The sequence below is a fragment of the Achromobacter sp. UBA4530 genome, assembly GCF_002388205.1.
GTDB classification, from domain to species: Bacteria; Pseudomonadota; Gammaproteobacteria; order Burkholderiales; family Burkholderiaceae_B; genus Achromobacter; species Achromobacter animicus.
Genome location: NZ_DGMA01000043.1, coordinates 31,280 through 48,274, shown reverse-complemented (window position 1 = coordinate 48,274; position 16,995 = coordinate 31,280). Strand labels below are relative to the sequence as shown.

General features: G+C 63.6%; 16 protein-coding genes. 11 read left to right on the top strand and 5 right to left on the bottom strand.

Going from position 1 to position 16,995, the window contains the following annotated elements; all coding sequences use genetic code 11:
* The first annotated feature begins 6 nt into the window (after positions 1–6).
* Together B2W22_RS24925 and B2W22_RS24920 are read left to right on the top strand one after the other, a co-directional pair.
* Positions 7–819: an HpcH/HpaI aldolase/citrate lyase family protein gene (locus tag B2W22_RS24925; RefSeq protein ID WP_286939962.1), complete on the top strand. Its 813-nt coding sequence runs from the start codon at positions 7–9 to the stop codon at positions 817–819.
* A gap of 80 nt (positions 820–899) precedes the next feature.
* Positions 900–1,547, top strand: coding sequence for a GntR family transcriptional regulator (locus B2W22_RS24920; RefSeq protein ID WP_286939960.1), 648 nt, complete (start codon positions 900–902; stop codon positions 1,545–1,547).
* Between the two features lie 181 nt (positions 1,548–1,728).
* Here B2W22_RS24920 and B2W22_RS24915 read toward each other — a convergent pair whose 3' ends face one another.
* Both B2W22_RS24915 and B2W22_RS24910 read right to left on the bottom strand, forming a co-directional pair.
* Positions 1,729–2,172 carry a DUF695 domain-containing protein gene (locus tag B2W22_RS24915; RefSeq protein WP_286939958.1) on the bottom strand — a complete coding sequence of 148 codons (444 nt, stop codon included), beginning with the start codon at positions 2,170–2,172 and terminating at the stop codon, positions 1,729–1,731.
* 65 nt (positions 2,173–2,237) lie between these two features.
* Entirely contained in the window at positions 2,238–2,636 is a 399-nt protein-coding gene (locus B2W22_RS24910) for a hypothetical protein (protein ID WP_254595054.1), read from the bottom strand.
* Here B2W22_RS24910 and B2W22_RS24905 point away from each other — a divergent pair.
* Entirely contained in the window at positions 2,538–3,851 is a 1,314-nt protein-coding gene (locus B2W22_RS24905) for a tetratricopeptide repeat protein (protein WP_414632026.1), read from the top strand. The two genes, B2W22_RS24910 and B2W22_RS24905, sit on opposite strands and share 99 nt — an antisense overlap.
* Positions 3,852–3,873: 22 nt before the next feature.
* Here B2W22_RS24905 and B2W22_RS24900 read toward each other — a convergent pair whose 3' ends face one another.
* Complete coding sequence (locus tag B2W22_RS24900; protein WP_286939955.1) at positions 3,874–7,461, bottom strand: autotransporter outer membrane beta-barrel domain-containing protein; 3,588 nt, start codon at positions 7,459–7,461, stop codon at positions 3,874–3,876.
* A gap of 132 nt (positions 7,462–7,593) precedes the next feature.
* A complete protein-coding gene (locus tag B2W22_RS24895) occupies positions 7,594–7,737 on the bottom strand; it encodes a hypothetical protein (RefSeq protein WP_175125279.1) in 144 nt (47 codons plus the stop codon).
* A gap of 182 nt (positions 7,738–7,919) precedes the next feature.
* Between B2W22_RS24895 and B2W22_RS24890 the strand changes: the two genes are divergently transcribed.
* The 6 genes from B2W22_RS24890 to B2W22_RS24865 all read left to right on the top strand — a co-directional run bounded on the left by B2W22_RS24890 (position 7,920) and on the right by B2W22_RS24865 (position 14,707).
* Positions 7,920–8,051: a hypothetical protein gene (locus B2W22_RS24890; RefSeq protein WP_286940046.1), complete on the top strand. Its 132-nt coding sequence runs from the start codon at positions 7,920–7,922 to the stop codon at positions 8,049–8,051.
* Positions 8,052–8,108: 57 nt separating this feature from the next.
* Positions 8,109–9,797, top strand: coding sequence for an aspartate-alanine antiporter (aspT, locus tag B2W22_RS24885; RefSeq protein ID WP_286939954.1), 1,689 nt, complete (start codon positions 8,109–8,111; stop codon positions 9,795–9,797).
* Positions 9,798–9,857: 60 nt separating this feature from the next.
* Complete coding sequence (locus B2W22_RS24880) at positions 9,858–12,599, top strand: decarboxylase (protein ID WP_286939953.1); 2,742 nt, start codon at positions 9,858–9,860, stop codon at positions 12,597–12,599.
* A gap of 136 nt (positions 12,600–12,735) precedes the next feature.
* Positions 12,736–13,206 (top strand): YMGG-like glycine zipper-containing protein, encoded by a 471-nt coding sequence (locus B2W22_RS24875; RefSeq protein ID WP_175125285.1) that lies wholly within the window; start codon positions 12,736–12,738, stop codon positions 13,204–13,206.
* 66 nt (positions 13,207–13,272) lie between these two features.
* The gene (locus tag B2W22_RS24870) at positions 13,273–13,872 is read left to right on the top strand and encodes a BPSL1445 family SYLF domain-containing lipoprotein (protein ID WP_286939952.1); all 600 of its coding nucleotides are present in this window, start codon (positions 13,273–13,275) and stop codon (positions 13,870–13,872) included.
* Positions 13,873–13,969: 97 nt separating this feature from the next.
* Complete coding sequence (locus tag B2W22_RS24865; RefSeq protein WP_175125288.1) at positions 13,970–14,707, top strand: hypothetical protein; 738 nt, start codon at positions 13,970–13,972, stop codon at positions 14,705–14,707.
* A gap of 42 nt (positions 14,708–14,749) precedes the next feature.
* On the opposite strand, the gene ftrA is transcribed toward B2W22_RS24865, so the two are convergent.
* Positions 14,750–15,709, bottom strand: a complete 960-nt coding sequence (gene ftrA / locus B2W22_RS24860) for a transcriptional regulator FtrA (RefSeq protein WP_175125290.1) — start codon at positions 15,707–15,709, stop codon at positions 14,750–14,752.
* A 128-nt stretch (positions 15,710–15,837) separates the two neighbouring features.
* Here ftrA and B2W22_RS24855 point away from each other — a divergent pair, with 128 nt between their 5' ends.
* Both B2W22_RS24855 and B2W22_RS24850 read left to right on the top strand, forming a co-directional pair.
* Positions 15,838–16,284 carry a rhodanese-like domain-containing protein gene (locus B2W22_RS24855; protein WP_175125292.1) on the top strand — a complete coding sequence of 149 codons (447 nt, stop codon included), beginning with the start codon at positions 15,838–15,840 and terminating at the stop codon, positions 16,282–16,284.
* Entirely contained in the window at positions 16,278–16,967 is a 690-nt protein-coding gene (locus B2W22_RS24850) for a lysozyme inhibitor LprI family protein (RefSeq protein WP_286939951.1), read from the top strand. Before B2W22_RS24855 ends, B2W22_RS24850 begins: the two co-directional genes overlap by 7 nt.
* The last annotated feature ends 28 nt before the right edge of the window (positions 16,968–16,995 follow it).

The following is a 16,995-nucleotide window of genomic DNA, read 5'->3' as shown; positions in this document are numbered from 1 at the left end:
CCAGCCGTGAAGCCTCCTGTCCGCAGCCTGCTTTTCGTGCCGGGCGACCGTCCCGAACGCTACGACCGCGCCGTCGCCAGCGGCGCGCATGAAGTCATCCTGGACCTGGAGGACGCCGTGGCGCCGGCCGCCAAGGACCGGGCTCGCGCCGAGGTCGCCGCCTGGCTTGCGCGGGGTAGCCAGGCATGGGTCCGCATCAATCCCGCCGACTCGCCTTGGCACGAAGACGACTTGGCCGCGCTACGCGGGCTGCCCGACGCCGGTGTCATGCTGCCCAAGGCGGATGCCGCGACGCTCGCGGCGGCGCTCAGGGGCCTGCCGGGCCGGCGGATCATCGCGCTGCTGGAAACGGTAAGCGGCCACATGGATCTGCCCGCACTGGCGCGAATGCCGGGCCTCGCGCGTATTGCTTTTGGCAGTGTGGACTTCGCCATGGATAGCGGCATTGCGGACGAGGGTGATGCCATGACGCCCGTGCGCACCGCGATCGTGCTGGCGTCCCGCCATGCCGGCCTGCCGCCGCCCATCGACGGCGTCAGTGTGGAGTTCACCGATCCGGCGCGGATGCGGTCAGACGCGGTCCGAACGCGCCAACTGGGCTTCGGCGCAAAACTGTGCATACATCCCCGCCAAGTGCCGCACGTCAATGCCGCATGGCTGCCGACCGGGCCCGAGCGGGACTGGGCGGCGCGGGTGCTGGCTGCCGACGCCGCCAGCGGCGGGGCCGCCACGGCCGTGGACGGAAAAATGATCGACAAACCGGTGGTCGAACAGGCGCGGCGCATCGTGGCCGAAGCGGCGGGTGCGGCCATGACTTAACGGGTAGAATCGGGCCCACAGGGGCTTCGCGGCCTGCAAGCAGGTTTATCCGGCTCGTCCGGGCCACTCAGGCTTAATCGATGGAATACCGAACAAAAGAGGAACAAGTCGCTGACTACCTGCGAGAGCGCATCATCTCGGGTGTCTTTCCCCGGGGCTCGCGCTTGAAGCAGGCCGAGATCGCCGAGCAATTGCGCCTGAGCATCACGCCCGTGCGCGAGGCGCTGAAGCTGCTCGAGGCCGAGGGCTACATCAGCGGCGATTCCTACCGTGGCGCGCGCGTGGTGCCATTCGACGCCGGGGCGTCGGCCGAGATCCTGCAACTGCGTCTGCTGCTCGAATCCCAGCTCGTGCGCGCCGCCATCGAACGCATCACCACTGAAGACATCTCCGAACTGCGCATCCTGGCCGACGACTTCGCCAAGTCATTTGCAAGCGGCGACCGCGCCACCGCGCGCGGCATCAATTACCGCTTCCACCGCCAGCTTTACGACATCGCCCAATTGCCACAGACCTTGCACTTCGTGCAGATCCTCTGGGCGCGCTATCCCTTCGACCTGATCAATTCGGCCTCCGGTCGTGGCGCCGACGCCGTGCGTGAACACGAGGAAATCCTGCAGGCCTTCGCTTCCGGCGACGCCTCGGCCGCCATGCTGGCCATGCGCAAGCACATCGAGTCAGGCTGGACCGTGCTGAAATCTCTGAGCGACGCGGCTCAAGCAGAGTAGGGCGATCGCGTCTTGGTTCGTGCCGCGGCGCCTGATCGACGACCGGCGGAGAACAAGCAATCGAAAGCACTTCTCATTATTGATTTCCGTTTTGAAGCGTCCCCGCCGTTAGGGAGCGTCCCGCCGATAGGAATGTAGGGACGGCGGCTTGCACCCAGGGCAGGCCGCCGCCGGGTGTCCTTCAATGCAACTGATCCGACCCCTTCGGCTGCAATCCCGCCAAGGCATTCCAGTCCGGATCCTTGAACATGCGCAGCTCGACCGGATAGACCGGATGCCCCGCAAGGCATGCGTTGAACGCATCCAGGAACGCTTCGACATTCGGCGTGTAGTACCGCCACTCCTTCTGATGATTGCCCGTCAGGCAAGCCACCTGCACACCGGCGTCCGAATGCTCGAAGCCCTGTTCGATGGCTTCTTCAAACGCATTGGTGCGCTGCTTGTCTTCGTCGTTCGGCATGCCCGTCTCGATGCCCTGATACGCCCAGGTGATGACGATCAGGTTTTCGTTGAGCTGACGATCGGACTCGGACGGCAGACCGGTGCGAAAGCGAACGACGACCGGCAGGCCGTTGATCTGGGCTTCGCCCACTGCCCACATATCGCCTGGAAATAGGCTGCTCATTGCGTGTAACTCCTGCTGATTCAAATGCCGAACAAGCCGGGAGTCTATCGCAACGCATCGCGCGGTCAGGTGGTGTGCGGGATCAATGCGTTCGTCTTGATCTGCGTGGAACCGCCATGCCACATGGCGCAGATACAATCGCCCGGTCGTTTGCACCACAGCGACAGCCGTTGTTCACAGGGAAGCAGTAGATGTACACGTATTTGAAGTTCGCCGCCGCCGCGGTGCTGGTGGGATCCGCCTTTTCGGCCATCGCCGGGCCAGACCACCAGGCCGAACGCCTCTATGACCGCGCCGTCCAGCAAGACGCCGGGGCGCTGAAGGCGCTTCAGGATCTCGCGAAGGACAACGATCCCGAAGCGCTCATGGCGCTGGGTTTCATGTATGAGCACGGCGTTGGCGTCAGCCGCGACGTCAAATTGGCCATCGCCAACTACGCGCTGGCGTGCCATCAGGTCGGTCAATACGGGTGTGCCAACGCCGCCTACTTTTTCGAGTACGGCATCGGTGTCGACAAAGACGCCAGAATCGCTGAGCGCTACATCGGGCTCATCGCCAAGGACGACATCGACAACATCGACGACATGAAAGAGCTGGAGCGCCAGCGCCACATCGTTTACGAGGGCAAGGCCGCAGCCGAGACGGACGTCGAAATGCGGCTGCCGGTCATCGAATACCTTGAACGTCACGTCGGCTCGGCCTCCTCTGATGCCCGCGCGATGATGGCGCGAATTGGCTTCACCAAACTGGACACCCTGCGGTTGGCGCGCGTCTGGGCAGAGCGGGACAAAGAACCCGAGATGCTGTTCCGTGTTGGCAGCTTCTACAACTTTGGCTACTCGCACGTCGAGAAGAAGGACGCCGAGGCCTTCAGGTGGTGGCAACGCGCGGCAGAAGCCGGCGAGCCGCAATCGCAGAACCTGTTGGGCCTTGCCTACTTGCAAGGCAAGTGGGGCGTGGATCAGGATCCGCCCGTCGCCGTGTCATGGTTCGAGCGCGCGGCCGCGCAAAGCGACCGGGATGCGTTGGTCAATCTGGGCGAAATCTACTACCTGGGCGAGATCGTTCCAGTTGATTACGCCCGGGCGCGTTCCCTGTTTGAAGAGGCGATTGAGCAGGGCTCCGCCCGTGCACCAAGATTCCTGAGCTGGATCTACTACAACGGCCAGTCGGTAAAGACCGATTGCCAAAAGGCCCTGCAATACCGCCAGGAGCGGCGCAACCATCAGCCGGATCCGCAGGACGACGCCAAATTCCTGGGCCAATGCAAAAACGATCTGGACCAGCGCAAACAGGCGGGCAAAGCGGCGCCCACGCTGCGCCTGCAGCACAAGTCGACGTACCACGGCGGCAACGGCGGCGCCTTGGCCTGCGAACCGCATTTTGTCGTCACCACCGACAAGCTGAGTGAAATCGCCAATCTGCGGGTGACGGTCGAACTGAAGAATGACCAGGGCGCGACGACGCAGCGCACCCTGGCGTTCAGTCCGTTTGGCATGAACACGATGAACGAAGGGCTGGATGGCCGGGCATGGGACTCGTTCAGTTCAAGCACCTTGTTGCCGATGAAGACCCAGGAATTCTGCGATTTTCAGGCCGACTACCGGATCACGGAAGCGACTGCGCTCGTGAATGGCCGGCAAGCGGATCTGGTCGCGCAAGGGATGTTCAAGAGGTAGAGCGGGCATTCGTCCGCCGCCTTCACCAGCGCATCCGAAAGCCCATGGTCCCCGACAACGAGCGATTGCCGCCTGAGTGCGCCAAGCTGGTGTTCAGCAACCCCTCGGCATAGATCGAATACTTGTCCTTGCCCCAGTTGTGGGATGCGCCGGCGCCGATGCCGCCCCACAGGCGATCCGGCCGAGACTTGAATGCCGTCCCGCCCACATCCACCTGGCTGCCGTTCAGAAACTCGTAGTACAGGTTGGCGACACCATAGACATGCGCGCGGTCCATCCCATCCTTGCCGCCGCGCGTCTCACGGTCCAGCGTCACGCCCAGCCGGCTCTGCAGGCTGCCGCCCCGGCTTGAGCGCACCGTCGCGCCGAACGCATCGTCGAAGCGATCAAAGTGCACGCCCGAATAGGTCAACTGCGCCTGCGGCGTCAGCGACCATACGGCGTTCAGCGCGATGCGCTTGCCGCTTTCGACGGACAGGGCGTAACCGGCGCCATCGTTGCCTTTGACCAGGCGGCGGCCAGCCAGTCGCGAACTCAGGTCCGAGTTGAACCACATCACCTGCGCCAAGCCATCCACGTAGAGGCCGTCGTTGCCGTACCACGTCAACGTGCCGCCCAGGCCGTAGCCGTCGGTGGCGATGTCGCCATTGCCATATACGGAGCGCGTCGACGTGTTGCCGTGTACGTATTGGAAGTATCCGCCGCCCACCAGCGCGCCATTCTCGCGGCGGGACAACAGAACGTCCGAGCCCGCCTGCACCTTCGAGTAGTTCAGCGTGAAGTCGGTGCCGCTGGTCGACGCGCTGGGCTCGACCCGGCGGTTGCCGCCTTCGATACGTGCCCACGCGCCGGTGCCGTCGAGGTGAGCGCCGGCGTCCTGCATGCCACCCGCGCGGGCATCGCCGCCTGCTGCTTGCCCACCACGCGCGCCCGACCAATAGCGGTTTCCGACACGGCGCTGCAGCGTTGACACTCCGTTCAACGCCAGCAACGCCTGCGGGTAGGCCTCGTAGGCCGATACGCCGGCCTGATACAGCGGTTGCGGCGCGGGGTTCACGCCCGGCGCGGACGGTGCGTCGTCCGTCCGTTCAGACCTTAGATACCAGTTGCCCAGTTCCGTGCCGGATGCGTTGCCCTGGTAAAGCTGATAGGCGTACGAGCCCGCCACGACTGCGGGCTTGCCGTTCACTTGATAATCGCCGGCCAGCGAGAAGGCACCGTTCGAGTTGCCGCCTACCGACACCAGCATGATGCCTTCCGTGGTTGCGGCCCCCGCGCCGCCCGCGTTGGTTACCTTCAACACCGAGGTGCCGGCCGTATCGCCGTTGACCACCACCTTGTCGGTGATCGACGCGTCGTTGCCCAGTACGGTGTTCAAGGCGATGACGCCGGCGCTGCCCAGGTAGTTGCCGCCGATGGTCAGCACGTTGCCTGGCGCGGCCCCGCCCAGCGTGATGGTTCCCGCGTTGGTGACGGTGCCGTTGATCGTCGCCGTACCGCCGCTGATGGCCGGTCCGGACAGGGCCGTGCCCGCAGCCAGGGACAAATTGCCGTTCAGGACGAAACCGCTCTGCTGAACCGTCAGCGACGATCCGTCACGCAGGAACACACCGGTCGTAGTGTCGGCGGGTGTGCCCACCGCCAATCCGGCATCCGTCAAGGTGAGACCACTGCTGGCCAAGTTGAAGACGCTCCAATTGCGGATGTCGCTGCCGGCGTGCGTCGCGTTCACGGCATTGGACACGTTGAGGGTGTCAACGCCGCCACCGCCGCCGTCCAGCGCGGTGATGCCGGAGAACCCGCCGTACAGGTCCATCGTATCGTTGCCCGCGCCGAGGTTGATGGCGCCGTTGACGACGGCGCCGTTGCGGACGACGACATGGCTGTTCCCGCCATTGTTCGAAATGGCAACGCCGGAGGTTGATTCGACGCGGGCAGCCGGCCTGACGTCGACGGTGCTCGTGCCGCCGGCATTCGAGGCTGTAGAGATCGCGGCGCCGGAACCTCCCGCCACGTGTCCCAGCACGACGACGTTGGTGCTATTGGCGGTCGGCGAGGCGCCAGCGCCATTCACCGCATACACGCCACTGCGTCCGCCCTGGGCGTTATTGACGGTGATGTCCAGCGCCGACCCAAGGCCGCGGGTTTCGGCATACACGCCATCCATGCCGGCGCCCGTCGCGGTGTCCGTGCTTGTGATGCTGACATCGCCCGTGTCGGTCGTCACCAGGTAAATGCCATACAGTCCGCCGTTCGTGACCCTTCCGGTAACGGTAACGTCTCCGGCCCCCGCATTTGCAACCGAGATCCCCGACGACGTCGTGCCAGTGGCGGTACCGGTCGACCTGACCGAAATTGCGCCTCCGTTGCCGGAGACCGCAATGCCGAATTCACCGTGGGTATCCACGGCGTCGATAGTCGTGTCCACCCCGGAATAGGTGAACGCGGCGATGCCGCTGAAGCCGCCGGTCGCCGTGCCCGTGGAGTCGATCTGCACCGCGCCGGATCCGCTGTGGTCGACCAGAATTCCCATGTTGCTGGCGCCGTTGCTGTTTACAGCGCGGACCGTGGTGCTGGTGCCGGTCGCGTTGGTGACGGCAATGCCGTCGCTGGCGCCATTCGCCGTGCCGGTCGAGCTGACCTGGACGGCGCCGGTGCCGGCGTTGTTGTTGACGATGATGGCCGCGCCACTCAGGCCTGCCGTGTCCGCCGCGGTGACGGTCGTATCGGTGCCGCCTGCGATCTGCACGCCGATGCCGTCGATGGACCCGGTGGCCGTGCCAGTGGACGTGACGCGGACAGCGCCCGTACCGCTGTTCGACACATAGATGCCGTTGCCGTTGCCACCGTAGGTGTCGCTTGCGGTGAGCGTGATAGCACCGTTTTGCCCGTATAGCGCGATGCCATGGCCGTTCGTCGCGGTGGCCGAGCCTGACGAGGTTACGGTCAGCGCGCCGGTTCCGGACATGGCGACGATGCCATTCTCGTGGCCCTGCGTGTGATTCGCCTCGATCGTCAGATCGGTGCCGCCGACCATGTTGGCGTAGATGCCTGCCTTGCTCACGCCCGTGGCCGTCCCCGTCGAGACAACCCGAACCGACCCGCTCCCGTAGCCGTTGGCGCCGATGCCGTTTTCCCCGCCCTGGGTGTCATTGGCGATGATCAGCATGTTTGCACCATAGCTGTCGCCTCGGATTCCTTCGCCCGACGGGCCCGTCGCGGTGACTGCGCCGGTGGAGGTGATGTTGAGGTCGCCGCTGATGTCGTTCAAGCCATAGATGCCGAAACTGCCTGCCGTGCTGATATTCGACTGATGATCGTCGACGAACGACACCCCGCCTATACCCTGAAGATCGATTCCGTTATCTGCCACGGATACGGACAGGCCGAATCCGGGTTGGGTGGTGACAGAGATGGAAGCCCCCGCATTGATGGCCTGCGGGACGTCCGTAACGGCAGCCGGGCCGGAGCAAATGGACGTAGGGCTTACGGTGCAGTCCCCGGCGAGGGCGGTTTGCCCGATATAGGCGCTGGACGCGAGGTTCAACAGGGGGACGGCGACAAAGCCCGTCAGGCGGCGCGGGGTTCTCTGATTGGTAAGACGCTTCAAGGGAAACCTTGGCATGTCGCACTCCTCCGTTGGTCGATGTGCGCCGTAGCGCCGATTCGAGCTATTTCTGGTACTACGGCATGGAGCGAATGAACTTAACCTCGCGCGACGAGCGCCAGAGGGGACGACTGCTCAGCTGATCATGGGCTTGGTGCTTGGGCTGTCCGGATGGAATGAAATCACTTGATCTGGACCCGCCATGGCGTCTTCCGTCACTGTAAAAACGATGATGCTGTTTTTATTTCGCAGCAGTATATTCATCCGCAGGATCAGCATGTTTGGGATGATTGAGACGGTCGCAGGCGTCGGGTAGATTTCGCATCAAGCATGGTGCGATGCGCCTGGCGCCCGGCCAGAACAAGTCCCAAGTGACAAATCGCATTCCGGAACTTGCCGCGCTTTTGGCGCCGCGCAAGACGCATTTTCATTGACCGTTGTTTTATGCATCGGGGGCCGCAATGAATATCCGCGATACGTCTCATCCAGCCAGGCTTTCCCCGTTCGAGTTGAAGGACGAGCTTTTCAAGCTGGCCGGCCGCATCACCAACAGGCTGATGCTGGACGTCGGCAGGGCCGCCAGGACACGCTAGCACCCCCGAACTGCATGACACGGCGCTTTCCATCTTTGGATCGGCAAGGAGAAAGTCATGGACTGGTTTGTTGCTACGTTGAAGGCCTACCCTGAAATCGCCATCTTTCTCGCGCTCGGTATCGGTTACTGGGTAGGCGGAAAGAGCTTCAAGGGTTTCAGCCTGGGTGCGGTGACCTCGACCTTGCTGGTCGCGATCGTCATCGGCATTCTCGGCGTCAAGATATCCCCCAATGTGAAGTCGGTTTTCTTCCTGATGTTCCTGTTTGCCGTGGGCTACGGCGTGGGCCCGCAGTTCGTGCGCGGTATCGCAAAGGATGGGCTGCCGCAGGCGATCTTCGCGGTGATCATGGCGCTGCTGTCGTTGGGCGCTGCGGTCGTCGCGGCGATGCTCGCCGGCTACGACCTGGGATCCGCGGCCGGGCTGTTTGCGGGCTCGCAGACCATTTCCGCCTCCATGGGCCTGGCGACCGATGCGATCAACCGGCTGGGCCGCACGCCGGAGGAAACGCAGGCGTTGCTGGACGCCATGCCGATCGCGTACGCGGTCACATACATCTTCGGCACCGTGGGGTCGGCGATCATCCTGGCGCAGATCGGCCCGAAATTGCTTGGCATCGATCTGGTGGCGGCATGCAGGGCCTATGAGCAGAAGCTGGGCGCGGGCCAAGGCGCGGCGGATGCTACCCACTGGTACGAGTTCGAGGTCCGCGCCTACGCCATCGCCGAGAACAGCCCCTTCATCGGCAAGACGGTGGGAGAAGTGGAGGCGGGCACGCAGGCCGGCTTCCGGGCCTTTGTCGAGCGGATACGGCGGGGCGGCAAGATCATCGAGGTGGACCACGCGACCGTCATCGAAGCCGGCGATATCGTCGCAGTAGGCGGCAAGCGCGACCAGATGATCGCCAGGCTGGGCCCGAGCGGCCGGGAGGTCGAAGACGCTGAACTGCTCGACATCAAGACCGAGGGTGTCGATATCTACGTCTCGAACAAGAATGTCGACGGCAAGCGGCTGGAGGAACTGGCGCACTGGCCCGGCGCGCGCGGCGTGTTTCTGAAGAAGATCCGCCGCGGGCCGACCGAGACGGTGATCCCCATCCTGCCGAAGACGGAACTGTTCCGCGGCGACGTGATCACCGTGGTCGGGCGGACCCAGGACATCAATGCCGCGGCCAAGAATCTGGGCTACGTCGACCGGCCCACCACGGTGACGGACGTCGCGTTCGTGTCGTTGGCGATCACCATTGGCGCGCTGGTCGGCGCGATCGTGATCAACGTCAGCGGTATCCCGCTCACGCTTTCCACCGCGGGTGGCGCGTTGATCGCCGGCATCGTGTTCGGCTGGTTCCGCGCCATCCATCCCACTTTTGGCCGGATACCGGAACCTACGCTGTGGTTCATGAACTCCGTGGGTTTGAACGTATTCATTGCGGTGGTCGGGATTTCTGCGGGACCGGGCTTCGTCGCCGGTTTGCAGAAGCTGGGCATCAGCCTGTTCCTGTGGGGCATTTTCGCGACTGCCGTCCCCTTGGTGCTGGGCATGTTCATTGCCAAGTTCATCTTCCGCTTTGATCCGGCCCTGATCCTCGGGATCTGCGCGGGCGCCCGCACCACCACCGCTGCGCTCGGCATGGTATGCGAAGCGGCCAAGAGCCAGGTGCCGGGACTGGGGTACACGGTGACCTATGCCGTCGGCAACACCTTGCTGACGATATGGGGGATGGTGGTGATCATGATTCTTTCGTAGAGACATTGCGAGCCCCGCCCGCGTGGCCAGTGGGCTTGCGCAAACCATTTGGGGACTGCCATGTCGACCGAAACACACGAAGGGCATCAACTCGACCATTTGTTCTCCATCTCTGCCGCGCGACTGGACCGGTGGCGCGACTTGAACGCCAAGGCGCAGACCTGGGCCGCCGAAGTGCGCAGCGGCAAGGGCTCGGGCGGATCCGGCCCCGTGCAGGAAGCCTTGCGCGACCTGCGGCCCATGGAGAGTTATTTTGCGTATCCCGGCCTGCAGTTGCTGCGCACGCTGGACGACCGGATCGACGATGGCGACGCGATGGGCGCCGCGCGGCTGGTGCTGCGCATGAGCAACGCATTGCTATCGGGTAGCTACCGTTATGACGAAGGCGAGTGGGAGGCGGCCGAGGAGTCGGCGGGGGAGGGGCCGGACCGCACGCCACCCGGGATGGCCGGAAGCCTTGCGCGGCGGCCCTACTTCGAAGCGCTTTTCGTCAGCCCCGCGCCGCCCGCGCGCGCCGCCGCCATATGTCGAGAAATACGCGAGCTGCGGCGTCACGACGATACCCTGATCTACGAGCCCGTGATGGCGGGCAGCGTCGAAGATGCGCTGCTGGCGACCATTCTCAACGGCAAGCTCGAGGCGGTGGTCATCTATGACGGCATACCCGTTCCGTCCAAGCACGATGCGTCGCTGCTGCGCGATTACCTGTCCGTCTACCAGCATCTGGACACCACGGTGGACTCGCCGAGGGAGATCGGCGTGAAGCTGGCCCGCCTGATTGCCAACATACGGCCCGAGCTGGACATCTATCTGCTCACCGACCGGAAGGTGGAGCAGCTTGCCGGAGACCCCAGCGCGTCGGCCATACGCCGCGTGTTCTATGAGGTCGAGGAACCCATGGAGGTGCACCTGAACATTCTTGAAGGGGTGCGAGACCGGCAATCCACACCGCACTTCGACAACCTCAAGCAATACGCCGCCAAGCCGATCAGCACCTTCCATGCGCTGCCCATCGCACGCGGCAAGTCGATCATCAAGTCGAACTGGATCCGCGACTTCGGCGAGTTCTATGGCTTGAATCTGTTCCTGGCGGAAACCTCCGCCACGACCGGCGGCCTGGACAGCATGTTGGAGCCGACCGGCAACATCAAGGTCGCTCAGGAGAAGTTTGCGCGTGCAGTCGGCGCGGACCACGTTTTCTTCGTCACGAACGGCACCTCGACGTCGAACAAGATGGTCTACCAGGCGGTGACCAAGCCGGGCGATATCGTCATCGTGGACCGCAATTGCCACAAGTCGCACCACTACGGCATGGTGCTGTCCGGCGCGCAGCCGTTGTACGTGGAAGCCTTCCCGATGACGGAGTACTCGATGTACGGGGCCGTGCCCCTGCGCACGGTCAAGCAGGCGCTGCTGGACCTGAAGGCGGCGGGGCGCCTGGACAAGGCCGCCATGGTCACGCTGACCAACTGCACCTTCGACGGCCACATCTACAACACCCGCCGCGTCATGGCCGAATGCCTGGCCATCAAGCCGGACCTGATCTTCCTATGGGATGAAGCGTGGTTTGGGTTTGCGCGCTGGTCACCGTTTCTGCGCATGCGCACCGCCATGGGCGCTGCAGCGGCCTTGCGCGAGTGGCGGGACGATCCCAAGGCGCAGGAAGCCTGGGAGGCCCAGTGCCGGGAACTGGGCGAAGACCTGGATCCCAAGGATCCGCGCCTGCTGGACCGGGAGCTGACGCCGAACCCGAAGACCATGCGGATACGGGTCTACGAGACGGATTCCGTGCACAAGTCCATGTCCAGCCTGCGGCAGGGGTCGATCGTGGCGGTGCGCGACGAAGACTACGAACATCATGTGTCGGCATTCCGCGAGGCGGTTTTCATTCACGCGTCCACGTCGCCCAATGCCCAGATCATTGCGTCGCTGGACGTCGCACGCCGGCAGATGGAGCTGGAAGGCTACGAACTCGTCATGCGCGCCATTGAGGTCGCTTTGGCCATTCGGCGCGAGGTTTCCAAACATCCGCTGATTTCCAAATACTTCAGTGTCCTCGGAGCCGACAAGATGATCCCCGAGGAGTTTCGGGCTTCGGGCTTTGTTGATTTTTTGGCTCCCGGCACGAACTGGCTGACCGCCGCCAAGGCGCTCAAGGACGATGAATTCTGTCTGGACCCCACGCGCCTCACGCTGGTGTGCGGCACGGCAGGGTATGACGGCACCGCGTTCAAGAATCTGCTGGCGTCGCGCTACAACATCCAGCTCAACAAGACCTCGCGCAATAGCGTGCTGTTGCAGAGCAATATCAACAACACCCGCAGTGACGTCGCGTCGCTTATCAAGGTGCTGCTCGAGATTTCGGAAGAGATCGAAAGGCGGTTGAGGGAATCGGGCGAAGCCGGGCGGGCCGCCTTCGCGGAAAGGGTCCGGAGTCTGATGGAGGATGTGCCGGACCTGCCGAATTTCAGCCAATTCCACGATGGATATCGCGACGATCCGGGCAGCATCACGCCGGAAGGCAACGTCCGCGCGGCATTCTTTGCCGCCTACAACGAAGAGGACTGCGAGTATCTCCCGTTAGCTAGCGCGGAACTGGATAAACGCCTGGAAGCCGGGCCGGCGCTGGTGTCCGCCAATTTCGTCATTCCGTACCCACCGGGGTTTCCCATCATGGTGCCGGGACAGGTCATCGATGCCCACACCGTCGGGTTCATGCGCAAGCTCGATGTGAAGGAGATCCACGGCTACAACGCGTCGCGGGGCATAAAGCTGATCAAACCCTCCGTCATCGGGAAATGAGCGCCGCCGACCCGAGCAATGCGGACCTCTGTGGCGCGGCCGGAATGCTGGGAGGCATCGGCGCGCCACGCCAGTTTGCTCGGGCGAGGGATGCCGCACTCCGAGAATCCCGGACTTTGATATCAGGGAGCATTTCATGAACAAGTCGATTTTCCCTTGCATGGCGGTCGTGCTCTCAGGCGTCTGCCTGTCGACGGCCGCCCAGACCGTTACGCCGCTCAAAGGCCAGACTCCCGAATTGACCCAGCAGGACGTCGCCGCGTGCCAGGCGCAGTCGGCCAACACGTCGAGCGCGGCGGCCGCCGACACGCCTTCGGCTGGCGGACGAGCCCGTGGCGCAGCAGCCGGCGCCACGGCGGGCGCTGTCGTCGCAGGCGCGCGTGGGCGCCAGCACGAAGAGGTGTATGACCGTATGGATGACGACACCAAGCAGGCGTACCGGCAGAACCAGGCGAAGGACGCCGCGGCGGCGGGCATGGTGGTGGGCGGGTCGCGCCAACGACAGGACCGGCGTCAGGATCGTGCGAACCAGGCGCAGCAGAGTGCGAACGCTTCGTCAGCATATGCCGCTTGCATGCAGCAGCGCGGCTATCAGGTCGGGCCATGAACGCGCAGGGCGTTTTTTCTCGCGTTACCCAGTTTCCCGTGCGACACACCACAAAAGGAGTACGTCATGTCTCATAAAAATTCCGCAGTCTGCCGGACCGGTATGGCCCTCTTCACCATCATTGCGGCTGGCTTTCTGTTTGGCGGCTGTACCACGACTCCGCCGTCCAAACCGTCTGCTGCGCCCAAGACCGATACGCGGGCTGCTTTGAACAACGCGGCCAACGCGACCTTATCCAAGCTTTACGAAGCCGCGCCGTCATCCCGTGAGCTGGTCGCTCGCGCCAGGGGCGTGCTGGTGTTCCCGGATGTGCTCAGCGGGAGCTTCATCGTCGGCGCCGAGCATGGCAAAGGTGTGCTGCGCGTGGGGCAGTCGGCGGTAGGCTACTACCGCACCACGTCGGGGTCGATCGGCTTTCAGGCGGGCGCGCAATCAAAGGCCATGGTCCTGCTGTTCATGACGGATGACGCCTTGAACAAGTTTCGCAACAGCAGCGGCTGGACTGTCGGCGCCGACGCCACGGTGGCGATCGTCAATATCGGCGCCAACGGACGCATCGACACGAACACTGCGAAGCAGCCGATTGTTGGCTTCGTGATGAACAACGGAGGCCTGATGGCAGGCGTATCGCTCGAGGGCACGAAGATCTCGAAGTACGAGCCCTGACGGCGGAATGGGTCCACCCGCGGGACGCGGCCGGGCGCGCTGCAAGCCCCCTGCGTCCCGCGTTACTATCGCGAGACCACCAGCCGCAAGGAAGGGAATGAATCAGCAGTCGCGCACGCCAAAACGCCGCCGAATTCCGCGCAAGGTCTGGGCCTTGGGTCTGGCGATCGTCGCAGCCGTGGGGTTTTATGCCTGGAAGGAATCGCCGCTGGGCCCAGGCCTGACCGAAAGCAAGATACACAACATCCTGGTCGACGCCATGGCGACGCCCACCAATGCGCCAGGCAGCGCCTGCGTCAACGTGGTGGGTGTGCGCCCCTTGCCGACCGATGTCTACACGGTCTTTCTGCAAGAGCAGGACAAAATCGTGCAAGCGCTGATCAAGCACGAACTCATCACGGTCAAGCGCGTCAGCGCCGATGGCGACGGTTCACCTCCAAAACCGGATGAGGATCCCGACGACGCCACTAGCCACATGGCGCTGACCGAAAAGGGCCGCGCGTACTATACCGACGGCCAAGCCCTCTTCGGTTCCAAACTGCTCTACACCGCGAAGTTCTGCGCCCCTGGCCTGCAGGTCGGCAGGATTCTTAACTACACCAAGCCGGGCAAGAATCCGTTCGACGAAAACCCCAACGCGGTGTCGGCGGTGAAGTTCGAATGGCGGCTGGATCGCACCACCGCGGATTGGGCGGCGGATCCCGCGTTCTATCCTCAGATAAGCGGCTTTCCCTCGAAGGATCAGCCGGACGAGTGGGAAACCCGGCACATCATGCTGGAACGGAAAGACGGCGTGTGGGGGCTGGGGGACAGGCCGTATACGATCCGCTGGTAGGGCAGACGGCTGCCAAGAGTTGAGCGGTCTTCCCGAAAGCGCCTACACGCCGTTGCCGAACTTGTCCCGGTAAGCGGTCGGACTCGTCAGTACGATGCGCCGGAAGTGCCTGCGCATGGACTCTTCCGAGCCGAACCCGGCTAGTTCGGCAATGCGGCCAATCGGCAAGGGCGGTTTGGCTTCGAGCATGTCCCGGGCGGCCGCCACCCGCTCCCGGACAAGCCATTCATACGGCGCCATGCCCGTCGCGTCATGAAACTGCCGTTGCAGCGTGCGCGGGCTCATGGCGGCGTGCTCTGCCAGTGAGCGCAAGGTGTGCGGCAAAGCGGGATGTCGGCGCATCCAGTCCATCAGCTTGGCCACGCGCCCGCTTTCGTCATGCGGCATGGGGCGCGGCACGAATTGCGCCTGACCACCCTCCCGATGCGGCGCCACCACGAGCCGCTGCGCGACCCGGTTTGCCACGGCTCCGCCGTAATCGCGTCGCACGAGGTGAAGCAACATGTCCAGACCGGCTGCCGAGCCTGCCGACGTGATGATCTGTCCTTCATCGACATACAGCGCATCCGGCTCGACCCGCACTTGCGGGTAGCGTTGCTGCAGCTTTGCGGCGTATCGCCAGTGGGTGGTGACAGTTTTCCCGTCGAGCACCCCCGCCGCCGCCAGCACGAACACACCGGAACAAATCGAGCAGAGCCTCGCGCCCCGCTCGTACGCCTTGCGGAGCTTCTTCAGCAACGGCGATGGCGGCATTTCGTCCGCATCGCGCCAGCCGGGGACCACGATCGTGTCCGCCTGATCGAGCAGCTTGAGGGTGTAGGGCGCGGCAACCGTGATGCCCCCTGCCGCACGCAGCGGGCCGGGCTCGCTTGCGCAGACTGCAAAGCGATACCAATCGACGCCAAGCTCCGGACGCTCGAGCGCAAACAGCTCGGTCACGCAGCCGAATTCGAAAGTACACAGCCGGTCATAGGCCAGCGCGACGACGAGATGTTTGTGCATGGCGTGATATTACCGGTTAATGGCATTTACGCCACTTATCCGAATCGCGGCGCGACGTCAGAATGAGGCTCCTGGATCGATCTTTCCGGGCGAATCTCTTCCTTAGGCCTATTGTTCAAGGTTCTCTTATGCCGACCACCAATCCCGTCACCGCCATCCCCGCCGCAGACGGCGCATCCGCGCTCGCCCACTTTCGCGCGGAGCTGCAATTCGAGACCGATTGTTCAGATGTCTCCAGCGCGTTCGCTGGCGGAACACCGGGCTTTGTGCTGCTGGACGTGCGTAGCCCTACGCTGTTCGCGCAGGGCCATGTGCCAGGCGCGGTAAACCTGCCGCATGGAAAAATCGTCGAGTCGAAGTTGGCGAGCTATCCGATGGACACGATTTTCGTGACGTACTGCGCGGGTCCGCATTGCAATGGCGCGACACGGGGCGCAATACGGCTTGCTCAGTTGGGGCGGCCGGTGAAGGTGATGCGCGGCGGTATCACGGGATGGCTCGATGAGCGCTTTCCGCTTGTGGGAAGTGATGACGGGCAGGGCAAATTCTCGCTATCATCCACGACACCATGCTGACCAAAACGATACTCCCCGCCGCCTGCGCCGCTGTGCTGTGCGCACTTTCCCTGTCCGCCGCGGCGGCGACGGAGGTCTCGCCTTCGTTTGACTGCGCCAAGGCACGCACGGGAGCAGAAAAAGCCATCTGCGCCAATCCGCATCTCGCGGCGCTCGATGCAAGCATCGCCAAGCGCTACAACGAAGCGCGCAAATCCCTGGACTCCGCGACGGCCGAAGCGTTGTTGCGCGACCAACGCGATTTCACCAAGGTGCGCGACGACGCCTTCGAGAAGCCGTTCGACAAAAACAAGCCCGTCGAGGAAATCGCGACCCGCATGAAACATCGAGACGCGTTCCTCGCCTCGCTGGACTTGGGCGAACGCAAGGGCTTTACCGGCAGATGGCGCAACATCTCGGGCGAGATCACGCTCTGGAAGAAGCCCGACGGCGACATCCTGTATGAAGGTTCGGCCGACCAGCCTCGCACCGGAAGCTGGTCGTGCAACGTGGAAGCCTCCGGCAAGGCCAAGGGCGAGCGCCTGCAGGTCAAGAGCGTCGACACCAAGGGTTGGGTTCTGAACCTGAAGCGCCAGGGTGATGGGCTGGTCGTCGAGGAGCAGCCGCCCGGCGCGGGTGCATCGGGTCCGCCTTATTGCGGCGCGAATGGAACCTTGGCTGGTATGTACTTCCCGATACGCTGAGCGATAGCGAAATGCGTGCCTGCGGGTA